19 protein-coding genes are annotated in these 20,552 nt (G+C 39.7%); 6 read left to right on the top strand and 13 right to left on the bottom strand.

The features are described from left to right. Positions 1-173: 173 nt before the first annotated feature. From N8A86_RS13265 to N8A86_RS13225, 9 genes are all read right to left on the bottom strand, one after another. Positions 174-473, bottom strand: a complete 300-nt coding sequence (locus N8A86_RS13265; RefSeq protein ID WP_273565831.1) for a helix-turn-helix domain-containing protein — start codon at positions 471-473, stop codon at positions 174-176. Between the two features lie 153 nt (positions 474-626). Then, positions 627-1,004 carry a hypothetical protein gene (locus tag N8A86_RS13260; protein ID WP_273565830.1) on the bottom strand — a complete coding sequence of 126 codons (378 nt, stop codon included), beginning with the start codon at positions 1,002-1,004 and terminating at the stop codon, positions 627-629. 303 nt (positions 1,005-1,307) lie between these two features. Continuing rightward, a complete protein-coding gene (locus N8A86_RS13255) occupies positions 1,308-2,105 on the bottom strand; it encodes a hypothetical protein (RefSeq protein WP_273565829.1) in 798 nt (265 codons plus the stop codon). Positions 2,106-2,293: 188 nt separating this feature from the next. Beyond that, positions 2,294-3,529 (bottom strand): site-specific integrase, encoded by a 1,236-nt coding sequence (locus N8A86_RS13250; protein WP_273565828.1) that lies wholly within the window; start codon positions 3,527-3,529, stop codon positions 2,294-2,296. A 588-nt stretch (positions 3,530-4,117) separates the two neighbouring features. Then, entirely contained in the window at positions 4,118-4,999 is an 882-nt protein-coding gene (locus N8A86_RS13245; RefSeq protein WP_273565827.1) for a DUF5777 family beta-barrel protein, read from the bottom strand. A gap of 36 nt (positions 5,000-5,035) precedes the next feature. Beyond that, positions 5,036-5,401 carry a YceI family protein gene (locus N8A86_RS13240; protein ID WP_273565826.1) on the bottom strand — a complete coding sequence of 122 codons (366 nt, stop codon included), beginning with the start codon at positions 5,399-5,401 and terminating at the stop codon, positions 5,036-5,038. Between the two features lie 147 nt (positions 5,402-5,548). Continuing rightward, a complete protein-coding gene (locus tag N8A86_RS13235) occupies positions 5,549-5,971 on the bottom strand; it encodes an OB-fold protein (RefSeq protein WP_273565825.1) in 423 nt (140 codons plus the stop codon). A gap of 11 nt (positions 5,972-5,982) precedes the next feature. Then, the gene (locus tag N8A86_RS13230) at positions 5,983-6,330 is read right to left on the bottom strand and encodes a c-type cytochrome (RefSeq protein ID WP_273565824.1); all 348 of its coding nucleotides are present in this window, start codon (positions 6,328-6,330) and stop codon (positions 5,983-5,985) included. 47 nt (positions 6,331-6,377) lie between these two features. After that, positions 6,378-7,988 (bottom strand): hypothetical protein, encoded by a 1,611-nt coding sequence (locus tag N8A86_RS13225; RefSeq protein WP_273565823.1) that lies wholly within the window; start codon positions 7,986-7,988, stop codon positions 6,378-6,380. Positions 7,989-8,119: 131 nt separating this feature from the next. Between N8A86_RS13225 and N8A86_RS13220 the strand changes: the two genes are divergently transcribed. After that, entirely contained in the window at positions 8,120-9,250 is a 1,131-nt protein-coding gene (locus N8A86_RS13220) for a LytTR family transcriptional regulator DNA-binding domain-containing protein (RefSeq protein ID WP_273565822.1), read from the top strand. 535 nt (positions 9,251-9,785) lie between these two features. Here the strand turns inward: N8A86_RS13220 and N8A86_RS13215 are convergent. From N8A86_RS13215 to N8A86_RS13205, 3 genes are read right to left on the bottom strand one after another with little or no spacing between them, the layout of a single operon-like run. Continuing rightward, complete coding sequence (locus N8A86_RS13215) at positions 9,786-12,503, bottom strand: TonB-dependent receptor (protein WP_273565821.1); 2,718 nt, start codon at positions 12,501-12,503, stop codon at positions 9,786-9,788. 33 nt (positions 12,504-12,536) lie between these two features. Continuing rightward, a complete protein-coding gene (locus N8A86_RS13210) occupies positions 12,537-13,448 on the bottom strand; it encodes a FecR family protein (protein ID WP_273565820.1) in 912 nt (303 codons plus the stop codon). Between the two features lie 47 nt (positions 13,449-13,495). Beyond that, positions 13,496-14,020, bottom strand: a complete 525-nt coding sequence (locus N8A86_RS13205) for an RNA polymerase sigma factor (protein WP_273565819.1) — start codon at positions 14,018-14,020, stop codon at positions 13,496-13,498. Between the two features lie 116 nt (positions 14,021-14,136). On the opposite strand from N8A86_RS13205, the gene N8A86_RS13200 reads away from it, so the two are divergent. The 5 genes from N8A86_RS13200 to N8A86_RS13180 all read left to right on the top strand — a co-directional run bounded on the left by N8A86_RS13200 (position 14,137) and on the right by N8A86_RS13180 (position 18,257). Beyond that, complete coding sequence (locus tag N8A86_RS13200; RefSeq protein ID WP_273565818.1) at positions 14,137-15,573, top strand: hypothetical protein; 1,437 nt, start codon at positions 14,137-14,139, stop codon at positions 15,571-15,573. A 25-nt stretch (positions 15,574-15,598) separates the two neighbouring features. After that, positions 15,599-16,525, top strand: coding sequence for a hypothetical protein (locus tag N8A86_RS13195; protein ID WP_273565817.1), 927 nt, complete (start codon positions 15,599-15,601; stop codon positions 16,523-16,525). 65 nt (positions 16,526-16,590) lie between these two features. Next, entirely contained in the window at positions 16,591-17,073 is a 483-nt protein-coding gene (locus N8A86_RS13190; RefSeq protein WP_273565816.1) for a hypothetical protein, read from the top strand. 180 nt (positions 17,074-17,253) lie between these two features. Continuing rightward, positions 17,254-17,868, top strand: coding sequence for a Crp/Fnr family transcriptional regulator (locus tag N8A86_RS13185; protein WP_273565815.1), 615 nt, complete (start codon positions 17,254-17,256; stop codon positions 17,866-17,868). 167 nt (positions 17,869-18,035) lie between these two features. After that, positions 18,036-18,257 (top strand): YgaP family membrane protein, encoded by a 222-nt coding sequence (locus N8A86_RS13180; RefSeq protein ID WP_273565814.1) that lies wholly within the window; start codon positions 18,036-18,038, stop codon positions 18,255-18,257. Positions 18,258-18,693: 436 nt separating this feature from the next. Here the strand turns inward: N8A86_RS13180 and N8A86_RS13175 are convergent, their stop codons facing one another. Next, a complete protein-coding gene (locus N8A86_RS13175; RefSeq protein ID WP_273565813.1) occupies positions 18,694-20,502 on the bottom strand; it encodes a glycoside hydrolase family 2 protein in 1,809 nt (602 codons plus the stop codon). Positions 20,503-20,552: the final 50 nt, after the last annotated feature.

The following is a 20,552-nucleotide window of genomic DNA, read 5'->3' as shown; positions in this document are numbered from 1 at the left end:
AGAAATAAAAATTATCAGGTCCATTTATGGGCCTTTTTTAGAGACAATCTAACGAAGGTGAGAGCAATTGGCTAAGAGTGTCCCAAACGTGGTCTCTTTTAGTAGTTTCGTTAATTAACGTTTTATGGGACACATTTGCCTTCAAAAAATATCAATATCTAATCAATAAAAAATCAATATCTAGACTTTCGCACAAATGCATTTTTTCTTGCCAAATCAAGTAGCTCTTTTTTAGAGAAGAAAATTGCTCTGCCAATTTGGTAATACGGAACGATTTTCTTCTTCTTCCAACTTATCAATGAAGTAACAGAGATACCCAAGAATTTAGCCGCCTCTTGTTGACTCAACCTGTCATCTTCTGGGTTTATTGATGTTTCGTTTATAAATTCCGTTTTGCGCATTTCTTCCAAGACCATTTTAACTGTTCTTTTCAAATCTTCCTTCGTGTGCGTGTAAAAAAGTACATTTCCCATCTTTATCGTATTTAAACTCGACCAAAAAGCCGGATAACTAAATTGGGGATAAATTCGTAATATCGGGTTGCACTTTATAGACTAGTGCATTGCCCGAACCAAATAGCCACTATAATTGAGACCTGAGGGACACGAGGAATGTAAGTAGTGCAATCAATCGTCTATTTTAAGTATCGATCGGATGCGCCTTCTAATTACTTTGTCCGGGAAAAGATGATGCTCGTCACTCGGAATTCGTATTAAGGAACTATAACTAAAGCCATCCTTTCCATTTTTTTCATGGATGTCTTCGTCCAAAGTGCGAATGATTTGGGTCTTGTTGCTCAGCAAGTATTTTTTGTCCGAAAGGTATAACAGTAGCTTGGCAAAGTTCTTGGCTTGTTTTGCGGGAATAAAGTCCAAAGGCTTATATCCAAAATTGTTTACCGTACGTTTTGAGAAATCAATGTTCTCATCATATTCATACTTAAAGTTGCGATAAACAAAGCTTTCAATAGCCCTACTTCGATCATCATCAATCTTTAGCTTCATATGATTTAAAAATTCAATGAATGCCTTTTTCAGTTTTAATTGCGACCCTTTTTTAGTGATGATGATTTGATTCTTTTGAACTTCTTCTAAATCTTTTTGAGGGAGGGGAAGCAGTTTTTAAATTTGTTGCTTTTAAGTTTTTTAGCCACTCCGTGTAGAATAGGGAATGAACAAGTGGCGCGGAAAAAAGCCTCACATAAAAGGTTCCTGGCTCTTCTGCTTTGGTTATATATTGACGATTTTGAAAGGTAAAGTCTTGAAAATAATCGTCTCCGAGAAGCTCTATTAGCTCTTGGGTTGATATCAAAAGTTTCTTCTTAAGGAGGCCAAAAGTCCTTTGCTCCTTAGAGCCTCCATGACGAGCTGTTTCCACTTTTGAAAATCGACCAACATGGGCAACAACACAACCGACCTGTCCATCATAGCAAAAGGAATTGCCTCTTTACCATTACAAATAAAAAGTCTCTTGATATGTTTTCCTTCCTTTTGGATTTCATTCAATAACTCATTTCTGAGCCAATCGGCTTCTTCGCTTAATTCAAATCTCAAATAATTAAGGGCATGCCCGTAAAATGGTATAGCTTCTTGGTCAGGAAAATTATATACAGGAAAACATAGCCGCTCTTCCAATGACATCAAATTCAGCAGCTTTTCAAAATCAACTTCTGGGTTTTTGATGTTTTTTCTCGCCCTGAAATAAAGTAAGAATCGGTCTACTCGTTGCAATGAGTCCGTTTCGCGTAGAACCGCATATAAGGTTCCTTGGTCTTTATGAAAAAACTTACGGCAATCTTTATAAAATCGATTGGGAAGAAGCGGTTTTTCAAGTGGTTCGAAGGCACCCGGATAGGACTGCCACTCCGTGGGCAGGTATTTTTTTGGGTTTAATGTTGAGAAATCGAAAAGAATATCAAGGTTTGATACCAGAGCATCATCCTTCACATTTTCCAAAAGCCAGGCCAAAAGATGGTAAAATTGATACGAACTTAGAGTCCGTACTTTTCTTCTGGTATATTCCTTAAACTCTTTGGTCTGAAAGTCGCTGAAGAAAAACAGCTTGATAGGATCTAAGGATTCGTCTATGTTTAGGCAGTTGGTCAATCAAACTGGTTTTACCAAACAGCATCCTTTTCATCTTGTCTATGTCATCTTAAAGACTTCGAAATTGGTCGGACTTACGTTTGAGAATTGTCTTATTCAAACGTTTATTTGTGGGAAATCTTATAATATTACCTCAAGTAGTTTCTTGTCAAGTCCCTAGTATCGCGATGATTTGATAAATCGTAGGTTCAAATTTTGCCCCATGCGGTATCCATTTCCTGTTTTTTCAAGTCTTCAGCAATCTTAACATAGCGACGAAAACTTTCCTCTTTCTTATGACCTGTAATATTACGAAGTACCATTTCTTTCATTCCCAAAACCAAGCTATTGGTAACAAATGTTTTTCTTGCGGTATGGCTTGTTACAAGCTCGTATTTGGGTACAGTAGTATCAATCCTTTTGGTGCCGATATATCGGGTAATGGTCGTAGGCTTGTCAATTTCCACTTCCGCAGCACATTCTTTTACATATTTGTTGAATTTCTGCGAAGAAATTATGGGTAGAGGTTCGTAAATCGTTTCTTGATATTTGCCCAAGATTGCTTTTGCGTAGGCATTCAGGGGAATTGTATGGTCTACTGTTTTCGTCTTTTGTATGTTCAGTTTCAAATAATCATCATAAATATTCGATGGCCTAAGTTTTTTAACATCGCTGTAACGCAATCCCGTAAAGCAACAAAAACAATACAAATCACGTACATGGGTCAATTTTGTGGATTTAAATTCGTGATTGTACATTTTCATCAATTCCGATAACGTAAGACAAATTACCTCTGTTTCATCTTCCTTGGCTATAAATTTCTTAAAGGCGAAATTTTGATGATATTCCCTATCGGCCGCCCAAGTCATAAAGGTCTTTAGAATTGTGGTTAATTTCGAGAAGTAATTGTTTTTGATCTCTTTCGTGTGAAATGAATACTCCCGAAATTTTTCAAAAAATTTATAGTCCAAGGTTTCAAAATTCAACTTAAAAGATGTTTCTGTCTCAAAATCCTTTAGATAGTTCAGGGTGGTTACATAGGATTTTATCGTCCGCTCCGCTTTTGTGATTTTCGACCTATCTATGAACTCTTGGAATGAATCCAAAAAATTATGGACTATATCAATTGGTATGGTATCATCCAGTTTTTCCAGTATGTATTCTTTTGTAGGTTTCAAATCGTTTAACAAGATCAACCGAAAGATAGCCTTCAATTTTTGATCGAGTTCCTCTATGATCTTATTGTATTCAATATGGTAATTATAGGGTTCTTTTTTCAGCGGTGGCTTCACACGCTGAGTTGACTCGTTCCAATCCTTTGGCATTACTTTTACACCCTTTATTTTGCGACGGATTCTTTCCCCGCTAAAAGTTATGCTATAGAAAACAGGTGCGTTTCCCTGTTTATCGGTCTTGCTCTCGATGATATAGTAGACAACTTGCATTTGCGTTTAAGTTGATATAAGCGGATTAATTTGGTGTCAAATTTGGTGTCAAAATAAATTGATAAATTAAATTTAATGAATTTAATTGGAATACAAACTACCAATGATAGCTATATTTAAGCGTCTAAAGGGGTATAAATCAAAATAAAGGTGTTGGTACTCCCGCCTCGAGTACGGAAACCCTTATCAATCATATGATTTTCAGGGGTTTTTAAATTTTTAGGGGCGAAATAATGATAAATATTTGTGCCATATAATATCCTCCATGCTTAATACTCTATCTAATAGTTGCAACAACGGATAAAGTACCACCTTGGAGGGATTTAAATGAACCTCCCAGAGCGGATCAAACTGAAGATAATAAAGCGGATGAAAGTGAGCCACTAAAAATTGATTCTTTTTATTTTAAAATCTCCTTTTATTTTGAGCTTGAATAAATCTGTATATAGTCAAGGCTAACCCCTTAAATAAAAATCAAACACATCAAAACAACGAAAGCTCTCCAAAAATTGAAGAGCCTCCGTCTTTCATAGCAATTTCTCTCTTTAAGCCAGAGAGCTGGCTGTCTAAAACACTAACAAACCTATCTTAATTCGATTTTTTTATTTGAAATGCCCTGGAGATATTAAATCCGAAATGAATATCGCCTTTGAAAAAATCTCCTGTGGTCTCCGCGATAAATCCTTTTTCAATCATGGAAACCGAGTTTCCGAGAATTATTTGGAAAATATGCCCCCCTGTTTCAATATCGAACCCGAAGGCAATGGAATTCTTGACATCGATCGATTCAAACGGATTTAAGTTGTAATAATATTCCGCATTAAGTGAAACGCGCTTGCTTATTTTAACACGGGTACCAAAGCCTAAAGCTACCATATCATGAGGGTCATTTGACTCCGGAACTGTATTAAAATGCACAAAGGTGGGCATTAATTGCAGGGAAAGATTCTGATTTACCTTACTTGCAATCAATGCCTGCCCTGTATAGGTCAGTCTTTCGCTAAAAGTAGGTTTGTTTTCGGGTAAATAGTCTTTGATTGTCTTTGCGGTAGCACTTCCGAAAAGTGTAAGACTGAACGGAAACGGATTGGCCCCGGTCTTTTGATTCAGCAAGCGATACTTTGCATATCCATCGAATGTTTTTTCAAACGAGCTTCTGCCAACGGCCAACGTCAATCTATCGTTCCAGGCATATTCAAAACCGAACCGAATGTTCGAGTCGTCCAGTCCGAACAGTTGGTCAAATCCCGAGTTTACCCTTCCGAATCGGTGTGAAATCAAGAATTCCAAAATTCCTGTTTTACGGGTTTCCACCGAGTGACCATTTAATAATCTCGTGCCGTTGAAAGTACTTGCAGCCACCAAGGTGGTATCTGAAGACTCTTCCTCTAAAATAGCTTCCAAATCTTGAGAAAACCCGTATAATGGCATCATCAAGATAAAAGTAGACAGTAAGACGTATTTCTTCATGTTCTTATTTATATGGTTTGTGGTCCAATTCAAAAGTTACCTTAATGGTTTTGGCGATGTTGTTCGCGACAATCGAGGGAATCTTGATCTTGAAGTCGGCGACATCCACATAAAAACCCCCTTTAAAAGTATTCCATCCTCTGCGATTTCAACGATCACTTTGGTACTTATCTCCTTTTCTTCCCCATGCACGGTTAATGTTCCAATAATTTCCGTTACGTTATTCTCCTCGCTCAGTTCGACGAAATTCAATATTTTGCCAGAAAATGTCGCTTTGGGGTATTTATACGACTCTACGTAATTTTCATTGAAATGCTCTTGCATCAATGCTTTCTTGAACATAAAGGATCGCATCAGCATTTGTATCGCAATTTTTCCGGTCACCGTATCGATAACGCTCAACACCTGATTGTTATCGGCCTTGATGTCTTCGACCAGGGAATGCGAAAAAAGGAAACATACCCTTCTTTTGTCAGAAATTTATCCTGCGCACTTGAACTGGAACAGAGCAGAAGCGCAATTACTAAAAAATAAATCTTTTTCATATTCTTAATCAACTAAGGTACATCTTACCATTATGACATCCATTAAATATCCTGTACAGATACCTTTAACATTGATTTCGTCGCCCTTTTTAAATTGTAACGTTCTTTTATTTTCTTCGGGAAGCATGTGGCAAATGATACTTGATTCTAGCCCCTCGTCCCTTATCGTAATCACGCTATTGCCTTTTAGCGTTGAGATTTCAAAAATGGTTCCTTTTACCTGAATGACGGTTTCTGAATACTTCTTATTGGTATCCATCTCGTTCGTCTGATATTCATCGATAAGGTTTTGTGCCGTCAACACGTAGGCAGCTTCAGATTCTTTGACATCGACATGTGGTTTGTTGTAGAGATATATCGAAACAACAAGCCCCAAAGTGGCCAATAATAGAAACCCAATGAATATTTTAAATGTTCTGTTTCCCACTTTTCGAATCATTAATTATCCAACGCACCGCCATCAACCCAACATTTTATGGCGGCAATCTCAGTATCGGTCAGCGTACCGTCTTTGGGCATACGTCGCGATTGTGTCACTTCCTTTACCAATTCAGCTCTGCTCTGAACCGCCGCGTATGTCGTAAGATCTGGTGCATCGGGAATATTACCATCTCCATTATGGCAGGGCATGCAGTTGTTCGCTATCAGCGGTTGAATCGTAGCAGTATACGAGATTGTAGGTTCACATGAATCATCGATAACCATACCCTCATTTTCCACATTGTACTCGCAAGAGGAAAGCGCCGTAGCAGCAACCAACATATATATAGATCTTCGTCTCATCATAAAACTATCTTTGTTGTTCTAAAATACAACTATTTCAAACCTCCTGTTTACAAGGGTACTGTATCAATATTCAGAATGGGCCAGACTCCCGGCGAAGGAACACTTACGCCTTTGTTGTCGCCTCTTTCCTCATCAGGTCCGAAATAGTACATTGGCCACCCCTTGTAGGTTAGCTGGGTTCTTCCAAAAACATCAATTGTGCCAAAATCGGCCGCATCAAGAATACTGGGTATTTTATCCAAATCGATTTCGGCAATTGGCCAAAAATCGTTATTGGAGAAATCTGACTGCGTATAATTGTTGGTATCCTTGGTATCATTGAGGAACCCGTAAAGCGTTCTACCGTCAATATCGGTAATATAGAATGTTTGGCCTTCGCCAATTGTGTAATCACTTAGATAATTCTCCCCATCATTACCTACCAGCTGTGTTCGAACATACATCAACGAGTAATCGGGTTTGGCAATGAACCATACACTACCTACATTATCGCCACTCGTATCTCCAGCACCACTATCAGCTGCATAGTAATACAAGGGCCATCCTTTATAAGTGGTTTGTTTTTCACCATCAGCACGGTCGATGGTTGCAAAATCGGAAGCTTCCAACCCTGCATCTAGTACAAGGTTCTCTTGATAAAAGATAGGCCATGCACTTAAGCATCCATCCACACATTCAGAAGTGTCCTTTGTATCTCTAGAAAAGAAATAAAGTGACATTCCATCGGCATCTGTCAAAATTTTACCCAAGGTGCCATCATCGGCTAGTTTAACCGTGAGTTCAGGTTCCGGTGCCATGGGGGTATCCACATTTACTATGGGCCAAACCCCTGGAGCGGGAACGCTAACCCCTTTATTGTCGCCTCGAGCACTATCGCCACCAAAATAATACAAGGGCCAACCTTTATAGGTCAGTTGTGTTCTGCCGAAGACATCAATTGTTCCAAAGTCTGAGGCATTGAGAATACTTGGTATCTTATCCAAAGTGATTTCGGCAATGGGCCAGACCGGATCGTTCGAGAAATCGGGCTCTGTGTAGTTATTCGTATCTTTTTCATCAGGTGCGAACGCGTACAGCGTGTTTCCTTCTATATCCACAATATAAGAAGTCGGCCCATCGCCTTCGGTATAGTCTCCCAAGTAGTTTACGTCGTCGGCCCCTACCAATTGGGCACTTACATACATTAAAGAATAATCAGGCTTGGCAACGTACCACACATTGTTCACATCATCTCCGTTAACATCTCCAACCGCTGCATCATTTGCGAAATAATACAAAGGCCATCCTTTGTAGGTGGTTTGTTTTTCGCCATCCGCCCTATCGATGGTTGCAAAATCAGCCAAATCCAAACCGGTATCGACCGTAATTGTTTCCTCATAAAATATGGGCCAGGCACCCAAACATCCTGTTGATGTACATTCAGAAGTATCCTTGGTGTCCAAGGAGAAAAAATAAAGGGTCATATCATTGGAATCGGTCAAAATCTTACCGAAGGCGGCGTTATCGGCGAGTTTTACGGAATTAGGATCTGGATCCGGAGTAGGATTTGGATCTGGGGTACCAATTGGTTCTGGAGTTTTAGGAGCAGGGCTATCATCTTTGCTACAGCTCTGAAGCACAAAGATCGATACGAACAGAAGTAAAAATATATTTTTCATTTTTCTAGCATTTTGGATTATGTATGTTTGTAAATTAACTTCGTTACCTTTCTCAAATCAATTAAAATCATGTGAAAGGGAAAAAATCTGACTTAAAAGGGAAATTTTAGCCTTGAAGAATTGAACCGCTTTTGAAAAAAGACAACTTATATCTGTTTACGCTACTGGCGATTTCGATAATCGTCTTTATTATCGGCTACTTTAGTATGGCCTATATGGTCAAGGTCAGCACCAATCAATTTTTGGAGATACAAATAGAATCGAGCAAGCGTGAGGCCCGGGAATTTGCAGAGCTTGTCGCTTCACAATTGGAAAATGGTACGGATAGGGAAACCGTTATCAATAATATTCAAAAAAGCATTGAGGGCACCGATATCGAAACAGGATTCGTTTGTATGTTCGACTGGTCAGGGGTCGAAATCTGCCACCCTGACCCTCAGAAAATTGGAAAAAAAACCAACCCAAATGAATCTTATGTGAGGTCTATAGATAACGAAATCAATTCGGAGGATTTTTATGACCTTCTGAATAACAAACAGCCCAAAGGCGGCATTAGGGATTTTTCAAACGAAAGTCGGGATTCAGAAGTTATTTACCTTTATCCGGTAAGAAATTCGGATTGGATCATCGCCGCTCACGCGAATATTGACAAAATACACAAACAGATCGATCAACTTCGATTCAACTTTTTGCTTGTTTATCTTCTTAGTAGTGCGGCAATTGTATTGTTATGCCTACTGATTGTTCGATTTTTGGGAAGCTACTATGAAAAAACTTTTGAGCTTAAAAATGAGAAACTGGCCGAAGAGGTGGTCAATCTTTCCAAACTCAATGCCGATCTTTATAGTCTAAAGGATAAAGTCTCAAAAAGTGTGGAGGACGCCGATAGTGATGACCCGGAGGAAGGCGAAGATGGCACAAGGATCAAAAATCGATTATTGACCTATTCCAAGGACAAGTTGATTTCCGTGCGCGTTGATGAAATCGCATTCATTAGCACCGAAAATTCAATTACAAGGATAACCTGTCTTGATGGACAACGGCATTCAAGCAATTCTAGTTTGGATGAACTTTATAGTAGTCTAGATCCTGCATTTTTCTTTCGGGCCAATAGGCAACACATCATTTCTGCCAAGGGTATTTATGAGATTTTAAGATATGGTAACAACCAGCTAAAAATCATATTGAACCCCGCTTCCAGTAATGCCATAATCATCTCAAAGAACAAAGCTGCCGATTTTAAAAAGTGGTTGGACTTTTAGAATCGAAGGTCTTCTAGTAGCTTATACCCTGCCAATTTTTTTATTTCTATTTCATAGATAAGTTGATTCAATTTGTTCTTGATCGAAATGTAAAGGTTTTCGTTATTTCAATAGATACGCGAACATTCAAAGTAATCTCCCCAATCATCTACTTTCAAATTATACTTCAAACAAAATCCTCTGATTACCTCAACTACCTCTTTTTCAAGTAACTCTTTTTTTGAGAGCTTCTATCATTATTATTCGTTCATCTTCGTTCAAATAGGTTGTCGTTCCCTGAAGCTCAATATGAACATTGTTGCCTAAAAAACGAATAGATTTTTTCCATTTAACCAAAGAGGATTTGAATATAGAAATCTTTGCCTCAAGTAGGCCTAATTCATTATCTACTATAACCTTGTTTTTTTTAAATAGCATAGACCAAATGTATCGCCCGAGAACACAGCGGCAAATAAAAAAGATATGAAGAAGAAAAAACGGGATTTAAAGGGGAATTTTTTAGTTTAAAACCAATGTGTTAACGGTAAGGGAAGCGCTATAAATAAACACGAAGTACTGCATTGGGCGTAATCCCTAATGAATTTTGTTCCACTTCTTCCGCCGTTCCAAGTGCATTGACCTTATAGAAATTATTGATGGTATTTTCCTTGTCCAATAGATTCCAAACGGACACACCTATATTTACCTTGCTAGTGCCTTTCATCTTAAACTGATATATAGCGGACAGGTCTACTCGCATATAATCATCAAGTCTGTCGTTGTTAGCAGGGCCATAATTAACACTGTTATCTTCCAATATTTCGTTGCCCTCAACAGGTCTAGTAATGGGTTTGCCCGAATGCCAGTTCATACCAGCAGAGAACAAAAAATGAGGAGTAGTGTAAGTGGCTCCAAAGGTGGCGCTATGTACAACTTCCAGATTATTTGCAAAATTTGCTTGTTCTGGATTATTTGCAAAACCTGCTTGGGGCTCTGACTCAAAGGTAAAAGTATAATCACTCGAAAGATACGAGTAGCTTAACCAGGTATTCAGGTTTTTGAATTGTTTTCTAATCAATAAATCTACACCTATTGCGTCATAGCCTCCAATGCCCGTCCGGAACTCGTATTGGTTCTGAAAACCTTGGCTTGAAGCAGTTATTCCGTTAACATCTTTATAATATCCGACCAGATTTACAAGCCATCCCTTGTCGCTGAAACTCAGCCCAGCAGATATCTGTTTGCCAATATTCACGGGAATACTTTCTACGTCGTCCACTTGTGTCTCGACATCGTTCGACAACCGCCATCTGCGCTTTTCAATTCCTAAAAAGTCGTTTTGAAAATTAATGATCTGTGAGGTGTTCTGATGTTTGAACTCCCCTAGAATTTCGAGATTGAACGAATTTAGAAAGCGTTGGTTAAAACTAAAACGTGGTTCCAACAGATGTTTTTTTAACTTGTCAAGATAATTGTATCGCACTCCTGCATTCAAAGTGGTCATTTTATCTTTCGAAACATAGCCTAATTGGGTAAATCCTGCATGTGTTCGAAGCACCTCTCCTTCTAGTCTTTTAAAACGGGGATTATCGATGCTGTCCAAGTTGGTTACCTTGCTGTCAATGTATTGATAGCCAACCATTATCTGCCATTCATCAGTAAGTTGGTACTGACTTTCCAACTTTACACCGGTTTCCGAAACGGAATTTTTTTGTGTAAACCTCTGGTTGTCCAGAATATTGGCATTGGAGGCGTTTAGGGTATAATCAGTTTCATAGATATGGAACGAAGTTCTAAGCCGGTCGGTCCAAGAGCGATGGTATTGCAGTCCGCCCGCAATGCTATTTTGGGCCACGCTACTTCTTCTTGATTCTTCGACCCCGCCAACGGTCGCATTTTCATTGAAGATCAATTCATTATTGGCATTGATAAAGTTCAGTTGAATTTCGTCTTTCTCTGAAGGCTGGTACAGCCAACGTAACGAATGGTCGTAAAAATCAAATTCAAGATCGGTATTGGCATTCGATGCTACCTCGGTATCTTGTTTAATTCGGTCAAAATAGGCTGTATAGGTAGGGGATTCCACAAAATTGCTGATGGCCTTTCTTGCAGCCACTTGAACCGAGGATTTTTTGCCCAACGGAACATCGACAAAGGCATTGCCATCCAGAAAATTAAAGGCCACATTCGCCTGTAATTTTGAATTGATCTTTTTGTCGGTCTCCATAGCAATGGTGCCTGAAACACCATCCGTATAGCCAACGGGCGTTCCATTTTTCCGTAGGCTGACCTTTTGGGTTATTTGGGGGTTGTACATTGAGATGAGTCCGAAAAAATGCCCCGATTGATACATTTTTATCCCATCCCAAAGAATCAGGTTCTGGTCGTTCGTACCGCCTCTGATATTGATGTCGGATACCGTTTCGTTGATACTTTGAATGCCCGGAAAGGCCTGAACGGATTGCAGTACATCGGTTTCTATCAACCCGGGCAATATACTGAACCGATCAAAATCTATCTTGAAAGAACCGTCATTTAGCTTGTCAATTCCTCTTATCAAAAAATCGGATAGCACGACCTCGGTCAACTGCAATTCATCGGGCACTAGGTAGATCGTGCCGCAGGTATATTCCTTGAAAAATTGATAGCTTCTGTCCAGCGTTTTATAACCGATGTGCCGTATACTGATAATGACGTTTTGGGTCTTTAGTTTTAGTTCAAAATACCCGTTTTCATCGGTAATTGTTGAATTTTTACCGCTTTGGACCGTGGCGTTTACAATCGGTTCTTGTATATTCTTGTCCTTAAGGTATCCACACAATTGAGGTTCTGGTTTTTTGACGGAAACGATTTTATCATCCAGCACTGTAAAAATCAATCTCGTTCGTTCATGGATAAAATGTAGGGATTCGTCAAAGGACAACTCCTTCGAAGGCGGAACCACTTGAATACCATCCACGGTTTCGGAGGCATAATTGAACTGATACCCAAATCGAATGTGCAGCTCGTTCAATACCTCGATCAAAGGTTTGGCGGAAGGAGCATCTTGCGCTGAAACTGTAACAAAATTGCAGAGTAGAAAAAGAAGGATTATGTATGATAGGATACGGTTCACTGACTTAGTGCCTGACTTGGCCTGATGCTTTAATGGTTTAAACGTGTTTTGTTCTTTCCAGGTTAAGTTAAGCGTAATGTTTTTTAGGGCAAAAAAAACAAGGCGAACAGTATAATAAGGGGTCTTAAAAGGAAAATTCATCTTTGAACGGGTGGTCATTGGATCTTATTTAAAAGACTTAATGAGGCCACATCATTTGTTTAAGGGGTATATGCTAACCGAATTCCCATTTTCTATTCGATATTCCAAATCCAAAGGTTCGCTGATCGATTTCAATGCATTTTCCAAGCTATCGTGTACAAAGCCACCTGTGAAAAGTTGGTCGGTACTTATGTTTACCATTTGGACTTTTATATTGTACTGGCGCTCCAATTCCGAGATGACCTCCGACAAAGGAACCCGTTCAAAGCTACTGACGTTCCTGGTCCATTGGGGATTTTGATAGGTGGTCTTTTCAAGAGAAGCTTTTCCATTTGAAAAACGGAAGCGATCTCCTGCGGTAATTTGCTCCGTGGCGTTCGGGGAGGTAACTTTAACAATACCCTCAAAACACTCGACTTCAAAATAGCTTCCCCGTTGTTTGACATTGAACTGGGTACCTACCACGCTGACGGTTCCTTCGGAGGTAACCACATCGAATTTAGCACCTTTGGCGACCTTAAAAAAAGCCTCGCCTCGTAGCTCAACTTCCCGTTTATCATCCCAATTGCTTTTGGAATAACTTATTTTCGATAGCGCGTTGACCACAACGGTAGAGGCATCCGGCAATTCTATAGTAGTTTTTTCGCCTGCTAGGGTATTTATTTCTACATCCCTATTAAAAAGAAAGAAATAGGAAAGCGCCAGACCAATAACAAATACACTTGCAATTCTTAGGAATGGTTTTATCCAATTCAATTTTCTCACAGGCGCGGTATCTTTTTCAAGTCGTGTGCTAAAGGTTTCAAAATCATCCACAGTAGAAAACCCCGAGGCTTTAAAATACGAGGCATTCTCAATGATACCTGTAAGTTCAGGGTAATCGTCAAGTTGTTTGAAGGCCTCCATTTCCTGTTCAGAAAGGGCATCAGTCAACCATTTTTGTATCAAGTATTCCTTATCCATCGATTTGGTTTCTTATCCTATAACAACCAAGGTTGCTTTTTTCCTGATTATTTTAACTTAAAATTTTCCAATTCTTTTTTGAGGATCCCAAAAGCCGTATAAATACGGTACTCGACCACCTTTCGCGTAACCCCTAACATTTCCGCGATTTCCTCATGTTTTTTGCCTTCCGCCTTGTTCAGCATAAAGGCCACCCGCTGTTCTTCGGTAAGTTTTTCAAGGGCTTTTTGATATTTTTGAAAGTACTCCTCCTTTTCCATAAGAAACTCGGGGGTCTCGTTGCTATGTTCCTGCGGTTTTAATTTTTGATACCGTAAGACCACTTTTTGGTGCTTGACCTCGTTCAGCATCATATTATTGGCCACTGTATACAAATAGGACTTTGCCTTACCCAAGGTAACCTCTTTGCAATGCTCCCAAAGTTTGATAAAAGCTTCTTGAGCCTTATCATTCGGGTTTAGGCGTTCGCCGTACTTATAATATAGATAGTCATGCAGGTTTTTTGAGTATTTGTTATAAATGCCAGAAAAGATGTGTTGTTGGCAAATATCTTCATGTAGTTCTTTTGACAAGGCTCTGAATTTTGTTTCGCCCAAATGTAGAAATAATTTTTTTCAGAATTTTTCAGGAGTTTTCAAAAGTTGGTTGTTTTAGTAGCAAATCCCATTAATCGAAATAATATTTTATCATGCAGAAGTCCCATAAATTAATAACTATCATAGTATCGCTTGTCTTACTGAACCTAAGCTGTAGACAAGAGGAATTTGATTATTTTCCACCAATCGAACAACCAAATTTGGCTAATTCTATGGTCGCGGATCTACTTGAAAGAACGGCCCTTAACGACGGTTCTATTGATAATATAATTGACAAATCGAATTGCTTTACGGTTCAATTGCCCGTGATCGTCACGGTAAACGGCACTGATGTTCTTGTAGATAACGAAGATGATTACACCAATATAGAAGCGATTTTTGATGCATCAGACGATGATATTGATATTCTGGAAATCTTATTTCCCATTACCGTCATATTAAGCGATTTTACGGAAGTTGATGTCGCCGACCAGTCCGAATTCGATACTCTTTCGGCCAGTTGTAATGGCGAGAACGTGGCGGATGATGACATCGAATGTTTGGATATTCAATACCCTATAACAGCATCTATTTTCAACCAAACGACGGAGGTTTTTGATAACCTGTCCATTACAAACGATTGGCAACTTTTTGATTTTATCGATGATTTAAAAAGTGATGATATTGTGGATATTGCATTTCCGATAAATGTCATACTGGCTGATGGCTCCGAGGTTAGTGTTGGCAACCTAATAGCATTGGAACAGATAATAAACGATGCCAAGGACAGTTGCGACGAGGACGATGACTTCGATTACAACGATGACGACTGCAACAATTGCAGCACGAACCAACTTGCCGATTTACTGACAAGTTGTACAAATTGGACGGTCGATAAACTCGAGCGTAACGATCAAGACCTTGAGGATAATTACGCAGGATATCAATTCAATTTCGCCGCTGATGGAACCTTGACGGCAGCGAACAATAGTAATTCCTTTTCAGGGACATGGGAAAGTAACGGTTCGGGTAATAGCATTGCCTTTGCCTTAAATATTCCAAATTTAAGTGATTTTAATGCCACTTGGAACCTTCATGAAATAGAACAAAACGGGGGAGAGAACAAATTTGATCTTAGATTGGGCGACGACCGTTTACGCTTCGAGAGTAATTGTTCTACCGGTGGTAATGGAGGTGATGGGGACAGTTCTGGAAACACAGGAACCCTAGCATCGATCTTGGCCGACGGCCTCTGGGTTGTAGGTTCTTATACTGAAGATGCCGATGACCAAACTAGTAATTACAGTGGTTACACATTCAATTTTAATAGTGATGGTACCGCAGTTGCGGATAACGGTAGCATTACTAACGGTATTTGGAGCCCACAAAATTCAGATAGTGAACTCCTTTTGAATTTTGGGAATACGTCGCCATTAGACGAATTTAATGATACTTGGGATGTAATTTCTGTATCCGACACACAAGTAGAGGTCCGTGATGTCAGCGGTGGTAACGGGGGAACGGATACATTAATTCTTATTAAACAATAATACAATAACCTTTAAATCAATTGCTATGAAAAAGAATATTTTAATTTACGGATTAGTTTTGGTAGTGGTACTCTTTACCGCATGTACCAAAGATGCTGATGACAGCAACAATTTTGCGAACCTTCAGGCAGATGTTGAAACGATTACCAATAATGTTTCTAATGGATCATGGGTCATTACCAATTTTATCGATTCGGGCAAAAATGAGACCGGCGATTTCACGGGCTATGGATTCTCATTCAATTCGGACGGAAGTTTGGTGGCGGATTATGGAAGTACTACAGAAACAGGTACTTGGTCGATTACCATAGACAGCAACTCCAATGATGATTCAAGCAGCAGTAGTTCAAACGATGATAGCTCTAGCAGTAGTTCAAACGATGACAACTCTAATGACGATTGTAACAATTGCAGCGTTTCACAGTTGACGGATGTATTGACTGCATGTTCGGGCTGGTATGTTGACAAGCTTGAGCTGAATGACAACGACTTGGAAGATAATTTGAACGGATACAGTTTTGACTTCTCAGCAGACGGCACCATGAGCGTATCATGGAATAATAATGATTATTCGGGAACGTGGTCAGCATCAGGAAGCGGCAATAATATTCAGGTGGTGTTGACGATTACTGACATAAGTGATTTGGAGGCCACTTGGACACTTCATGAAATCGAATTGGAAAATGGCGAATCGAAAGTTGATATGCGCATCGGTGGTGATGATCGTTTACGATTTAAGAATAATTGCACCATAGGTAATTTCTCAGGCGGTTCTTCCTCTGGGAGCACTTCAGGCGATATCGATTTTAATATCTTCTTCCCTTCCCCAGCAGACTTTGCGGAACTTACTGAAGATTGGGATATCATTTCACATACCGCTTCTAAAATCGAACTCAAACATGTGAGTGGGGGAAATGGTGGAACTGACTTGTTGACCTTTGAAAAGCAATAATCACATAAACCTGTTAGCATAAAGTGCTTTTAAATTTTATGCTAACAGGTTTTAAAATAATTTCCATGAAGAACAATAGTCTAATTAAAACGATGGCACTTGTAGCATTTGTGTTTCTATCTTGTGAGAAAGGTGACGATACTGGCTCTGTCGATAACCAAATTGAAATTCAACAGGTTACCAATCTTGTAACTACCGGCGCATGGCGCATAACAAGTTTTATCGACTCGGGAAGCGATGAAACCAGTGATTTTAACGGTTACGGTTTTTCGTTTAATGCGGATGGCAAGTTGATCGCCGAAAATGGCTCCACCACGATAAATGGCACATGGTCTATAACCGATGATAGTAGTAACAGCAGCGATGATGATAGCAATGATGACAGCAGCGATGATATTGACTTTAACATCTTTTTTGCTGAGCCTGCAAGCTTTAACGAACTGAGCGATGATTGGGAAATTGTTTCTCGTAACGATGTCAAAATTATGCTAATTGATGTTAGCGGTGGAAATGGAGGGACGGATACATTGACCTTTGAAAAGAACTAGACTTGGCCAGAGGCAGAGTTGGCCCCCAAGAAGATTGCCGGTTCTCTTTGTTTTGGTGTTTGCCTTTCTTTAAAGTTCCCTATATGAAAAAGAAAGGTTTTTGATGAACTGCCCCAAGGCAAATTGGGGCGGTTTTAATTTCTATATTTATTGTGTCTTATGTAAAAACCTCATGTCATTATGAATATTTCAAAATCACTTTCCTATCTAAACCCAGAGCTTATATCGCGGATAGAAGAGGAATCGATTTTAAAGGAAATTCCAAAGAACACCCAAATATTACGTGAGGGACAATTTATAAAAGTCATTCCCATTGTATTAAAAGGCTTGATAAAAGTATATACGCGTTATGATGATAGGGAACTGTTGTTATACTACATACGTCCTGATGAAAGTTGCATCATGTCCTTTTCGGCCAGCATAAAAAATGAACCTAGCCAGGTTTTTGCCGAAACCGAAGAAGATACCACAGCCTTATTATTACCGGTCGATAAAGTTTCAACATGGATTGAGCAATTTCCGGACATCAACACGCTTTTCTTTCAACAATACAAACAACGTTACAGCGAACTTCTAGATACGATACACGATGTACTTTTCAATAAGATGGACCAGAGATTGTACGACCATTTGAAGACAAAAATTTCCGTTAGAAATGAGAATCCACTTAAAATCTCGCACCAACAGCTAGCCAATGAATTGGGAACGGTAAGGGAAGTCATAAGTAGAGTAATGAAGAAACTGGAGATTGAAGGATTGGTCAAACAACATGCCAACGGTATCGAAATTTTGTAGCTGTGACTACGGTCACAGCACAGCTAAAATTACCTAATTACCTTTGATAAAAAGAAAAACATGAGCAAGAAAGTATTCCAATTTTTATGGGTGTGCCTGATCTGCATAGTAGCGGTCTCGGGTATTGTTCTGGTCTTTCAAAAATTGTCTAACTAAAATATATTGACATGAAAAAAAACATGGGTAATACAGATCGAATCATTCGATTCATTATCGCCGCAATCGTCGGAGTATTGTATTTTACAGGAACACTTACAGGAACTTTGGGAATAGTGTTATTGGTACTGGCAGGCGTATTTCTTTTGACAAGCTTTATCAGTTTTTGTCCGTTGTACGCACCTTTCGGAATCAGTACTTGCCCGATGAAAAATACGGGTGCTAAGAACTGATAACCTAAACCCTTCGAAGTACAGGTAGCAATAATTCGAGTGCGCAAAGAACGGCTCTATTGCTCACTCGAATTTATTTCCGCTAAACCTGATAAAAAACTATTTAAATCTTGTTTTGTGAAGGCCTGCCCTTGTCTGACCAATATAAAAATATCGCTGGTTGCCTCTATGTTTATCAAGGGATTGGAGTTTGAAAGAAGTAAATCGGCCTTGTTACCAGCCTCAACAGATCCGTATTTATCCGATGTCCAAAGAATTTTGGTCCGTTTACCAAAGATGCTTGCTAGGCTTCCAAGGGGCTTAGCCCACCATCGACATATATTTTTAGTTCTTCAAGCAATGCGAATCCCGGATAAATATTAGAAGTTCAAAAACCCCGCATCCGTTCCAGCGATAGTGTCCATTCCGGAGGAATTTATTATTGGTATCAACGATATTAATTTTTAAGCATATCGATCACCTCTTGATTGGCCTTTCTAACCTTGGCAACATTCAACTTATCAACTTTACGATCATAAGTCATGAGTCCGTTTACCTCACCTTCGACATCAGTGGTTTGGGTATAGATTGCTCCTGAGAATCCAGCCTTCACCATGTTTTTCAGCATTCTGGCATATTTTACATACTCCGTCGTGGTTTCTTTAGAATTCTTGAATTTGATGTATCCCCAATTATCTCCCTCGCGCCACAGATGTCCTTCCAACGGCAATCCGATACCCCCGTATTCGCCAAGAACGTTCACTCGGTTGGCGTCATATAGGTATAATTCGGGCTCGGGATAATTATGGAGGTCCAAAATATCGCCCGTTTGAAAATGGTTGCCACCACTGGCGGAATTCACCAAACGACTTGGGTCATAGGTTTTGGTCCATTCGGTCATTTCCTCTGTTTTGAACTGCCCCCAAGCTTCATTAAAAGGCACCCAAACCACAATACTCGGGTTCGAATACAGATAATCCATGATTGCCTTCCATTCCTTTCGATAGATTTGCTCCGATTCTCCGGAACGTTTGAATTCAGCACCGTCATGGTACTTTCTCGCTTGCCAACCATTGCCCCCGTCACCGTTGGGCATATCTTGCCAAATCAAAATTCCTAAGCGATCGCAATGGGTATACCAACGTGCCGGCTCGACCTTTACATGCTTGCGTATCATGTTAAACCCGTATTCTTTCGTTTTTTCGATGTCGTAGGCCAAAGCTTCATCTGTAGGCGCGGTGTACAGTCCGTCGGGCCACCAACCTTGGTCCAAGGTGCCGTATTGAAAATAATCCTTATTGTTCAATTGCATCCTTACAATTCCAAATTGATCACGTTTCATACTGATCTTGCGCATGGCGAAATAGCTTTGTAGTTCATCCAAAACTTTTCCTTTCGACATTAATTTTACTTCTATATCATATAAAAAAGGAGATTCGGGCGACCAGAGCTTAGGTGCGTTCAAGGTGATTTCCAAAGGCTGCCCAATTGCGGACTTTGCTGTTGCAATCATTGATGCTCCATCCATCACGGCAACCTCAACAATATCTCCGTACAATGTTCCGATTGTCTCAGGGGTAATGGTAATAGTATTATGGTCAATATCGGACAGTATGCCCAACGATTCTATTCGGCGTTCATTCACAGGTTCCAACCAGACCGTTTGCCAAATACCTGTAACCGGAGTGTACCAAATACCCTTAGGTTCTTTGACTTGTTTGCCCCTGGGCTGTGGACCTTCATTCGTCGGGTCCCAGACCCGAACCATTAGCTGTTGCGAACCTTCGGTTAGAAAAGGAGTGATATCAAAAGAGAAAGGCGTATATCCGCCAGAATGCGAACCTACCTTGATATCGTTGATCCAGATATCAGATTTCCAATCGACCGCACCAAAATGGAGTAATACGTTTTTTCCGTTCCAGTCTGAAGGGATTTCAAAAGTCGTTCGGTACCACAGCTCATTTTTGGCCCCGACCTCTTTCTTTACTCCCGATAGACTTGATTCCGCTGCAAACGGCACCAAAATCTTTCCATCAAATTTTTCGGGCCACACTTCACCATATGAACGTATGGCATAGTCCCAAAGTCCGTTCAGGTTTTTCCATTCTGCACGTTCCATAATTGGGCGTGGATATTCGCCTAACACATTGTCAGGATCTATTTTTTCGGCCCAAGCGGTCTTAATTTTATTTCCTGCAGGTTTCCATTGAGCCATTATCGGAGCGGTAGCTAAAAACAATAGGCATAGTATACTAGTTCTTTTCATCTGGTTGTTACTTTTTCCATTATACGGTAAATTGAATGCCTCAGGAGATT

This window comes from Maribacter halichondriae, assembly GCF_027474825.1.
GTDB classification, from domain to species: Bacteria; Bacteroidota; Bacteroidia; order Flavobacteriales; family Flavobacteriaceae; genus Meishania; species Meishania halichondriae.
The sequence above is the reverse complement of the archived record's forward strand: the minus strand, read 5'-3'. Positions and strand labels throughout refer to the sequence as shown.

Coding starts and splice junctions, on each gene's coding strand:
- N8A86_RS13215 (WP_273565821.1), bottom strand. CDS start 12,503: ATGACCACCCGTTCAAAGATGAATTTTCCTTTTAAGACCCCTTATTAT.
- N8A86_RS13210 (WP_273565820.1), bottom strand. CDS start 13,448: ATGGATAAGGAATACTTGATACAAAAATGGTTGACTGATGCCCTTTCT.
- N8A86_RS13245 (WP_273565827.1), bottom strand. CDS start 4,999: ATGAAGAAATACGTCTTACTGTCTACTTTTATCTTGATGATGCCATTA.
- N8A86_RS13200 (WP_273565818.1), top strand. CDS start 14,137: ATGCAGAAGTCCCATAAATTAATAACTATCATAGTATCGCTTGTCTTA.
- N8A86_RS13185 (WP_273565815.1), top strand. CDS start 17,254: ATGAATATTTCAAAATCACTTTCCTATCTAAACCCAGAGCTTATATCG.
- N8A86_RS13225 (WP_273565823.1), bottom strand. CDS start 7,988: ATGAAAAATATATTTTTACTTCTGTTCGTATCGATCTTTGTGCTTCAG.
- N8A86_RS13195 (WP_273565817.1), top strand. CDS start 15,599: ATGAAAAAGAATATTTTAATTTACGGATTAGTTTTGGTAGTGGTACTC.
- N8A86_RS13230 (WP_273565824.1), bottom strand. CDS start 6,330: ATGATGAGACGAAGATCTATATATATGTTGGTTGCTGCTACGGCGCTT.
- N8A86_RS13260 (WP_273565830.1), bottom strand. CDS start 1,004: ATGAAGCTAAAGATTGATGATGATCGAAGTAGGGCTATTGAAAGCTTT.
- N8A86_RS13250 (WP_273565828.1), bottom strand. CDS start 3,529: ATGCAAGTTGTCTACTATATCATCGAGAGCAAGACCGATAAACAGGGA.
- N8A86_RS13190 (WP_273565816.1), top strand. CDS start 16,591: ATGAAGAACAATAGTCTAATTAAAACGATGGCACTTGTAGCATTTGTG.
- N8A86_RS13175 (WP_273565813.1), bottom strand. CDS start 20,502: ATGAAAAGAACTAGTATACTATGCCTATTGTTTTTAGCTACCGCTCCG.
- N8A86_RS13180 (WP_273565814.1), top strand. CDS start 18,036: ATGAAAAAAAACATGGGTAATACAGATCGAATCATTCGATTCATTATC.
- N8A86_RS13265 (WP_273565831.1), bottom strand. CDS start 473: ATGGGAAATGTACTTTTTTACACGCACACGAAGGAAGATTTGAAAAGA.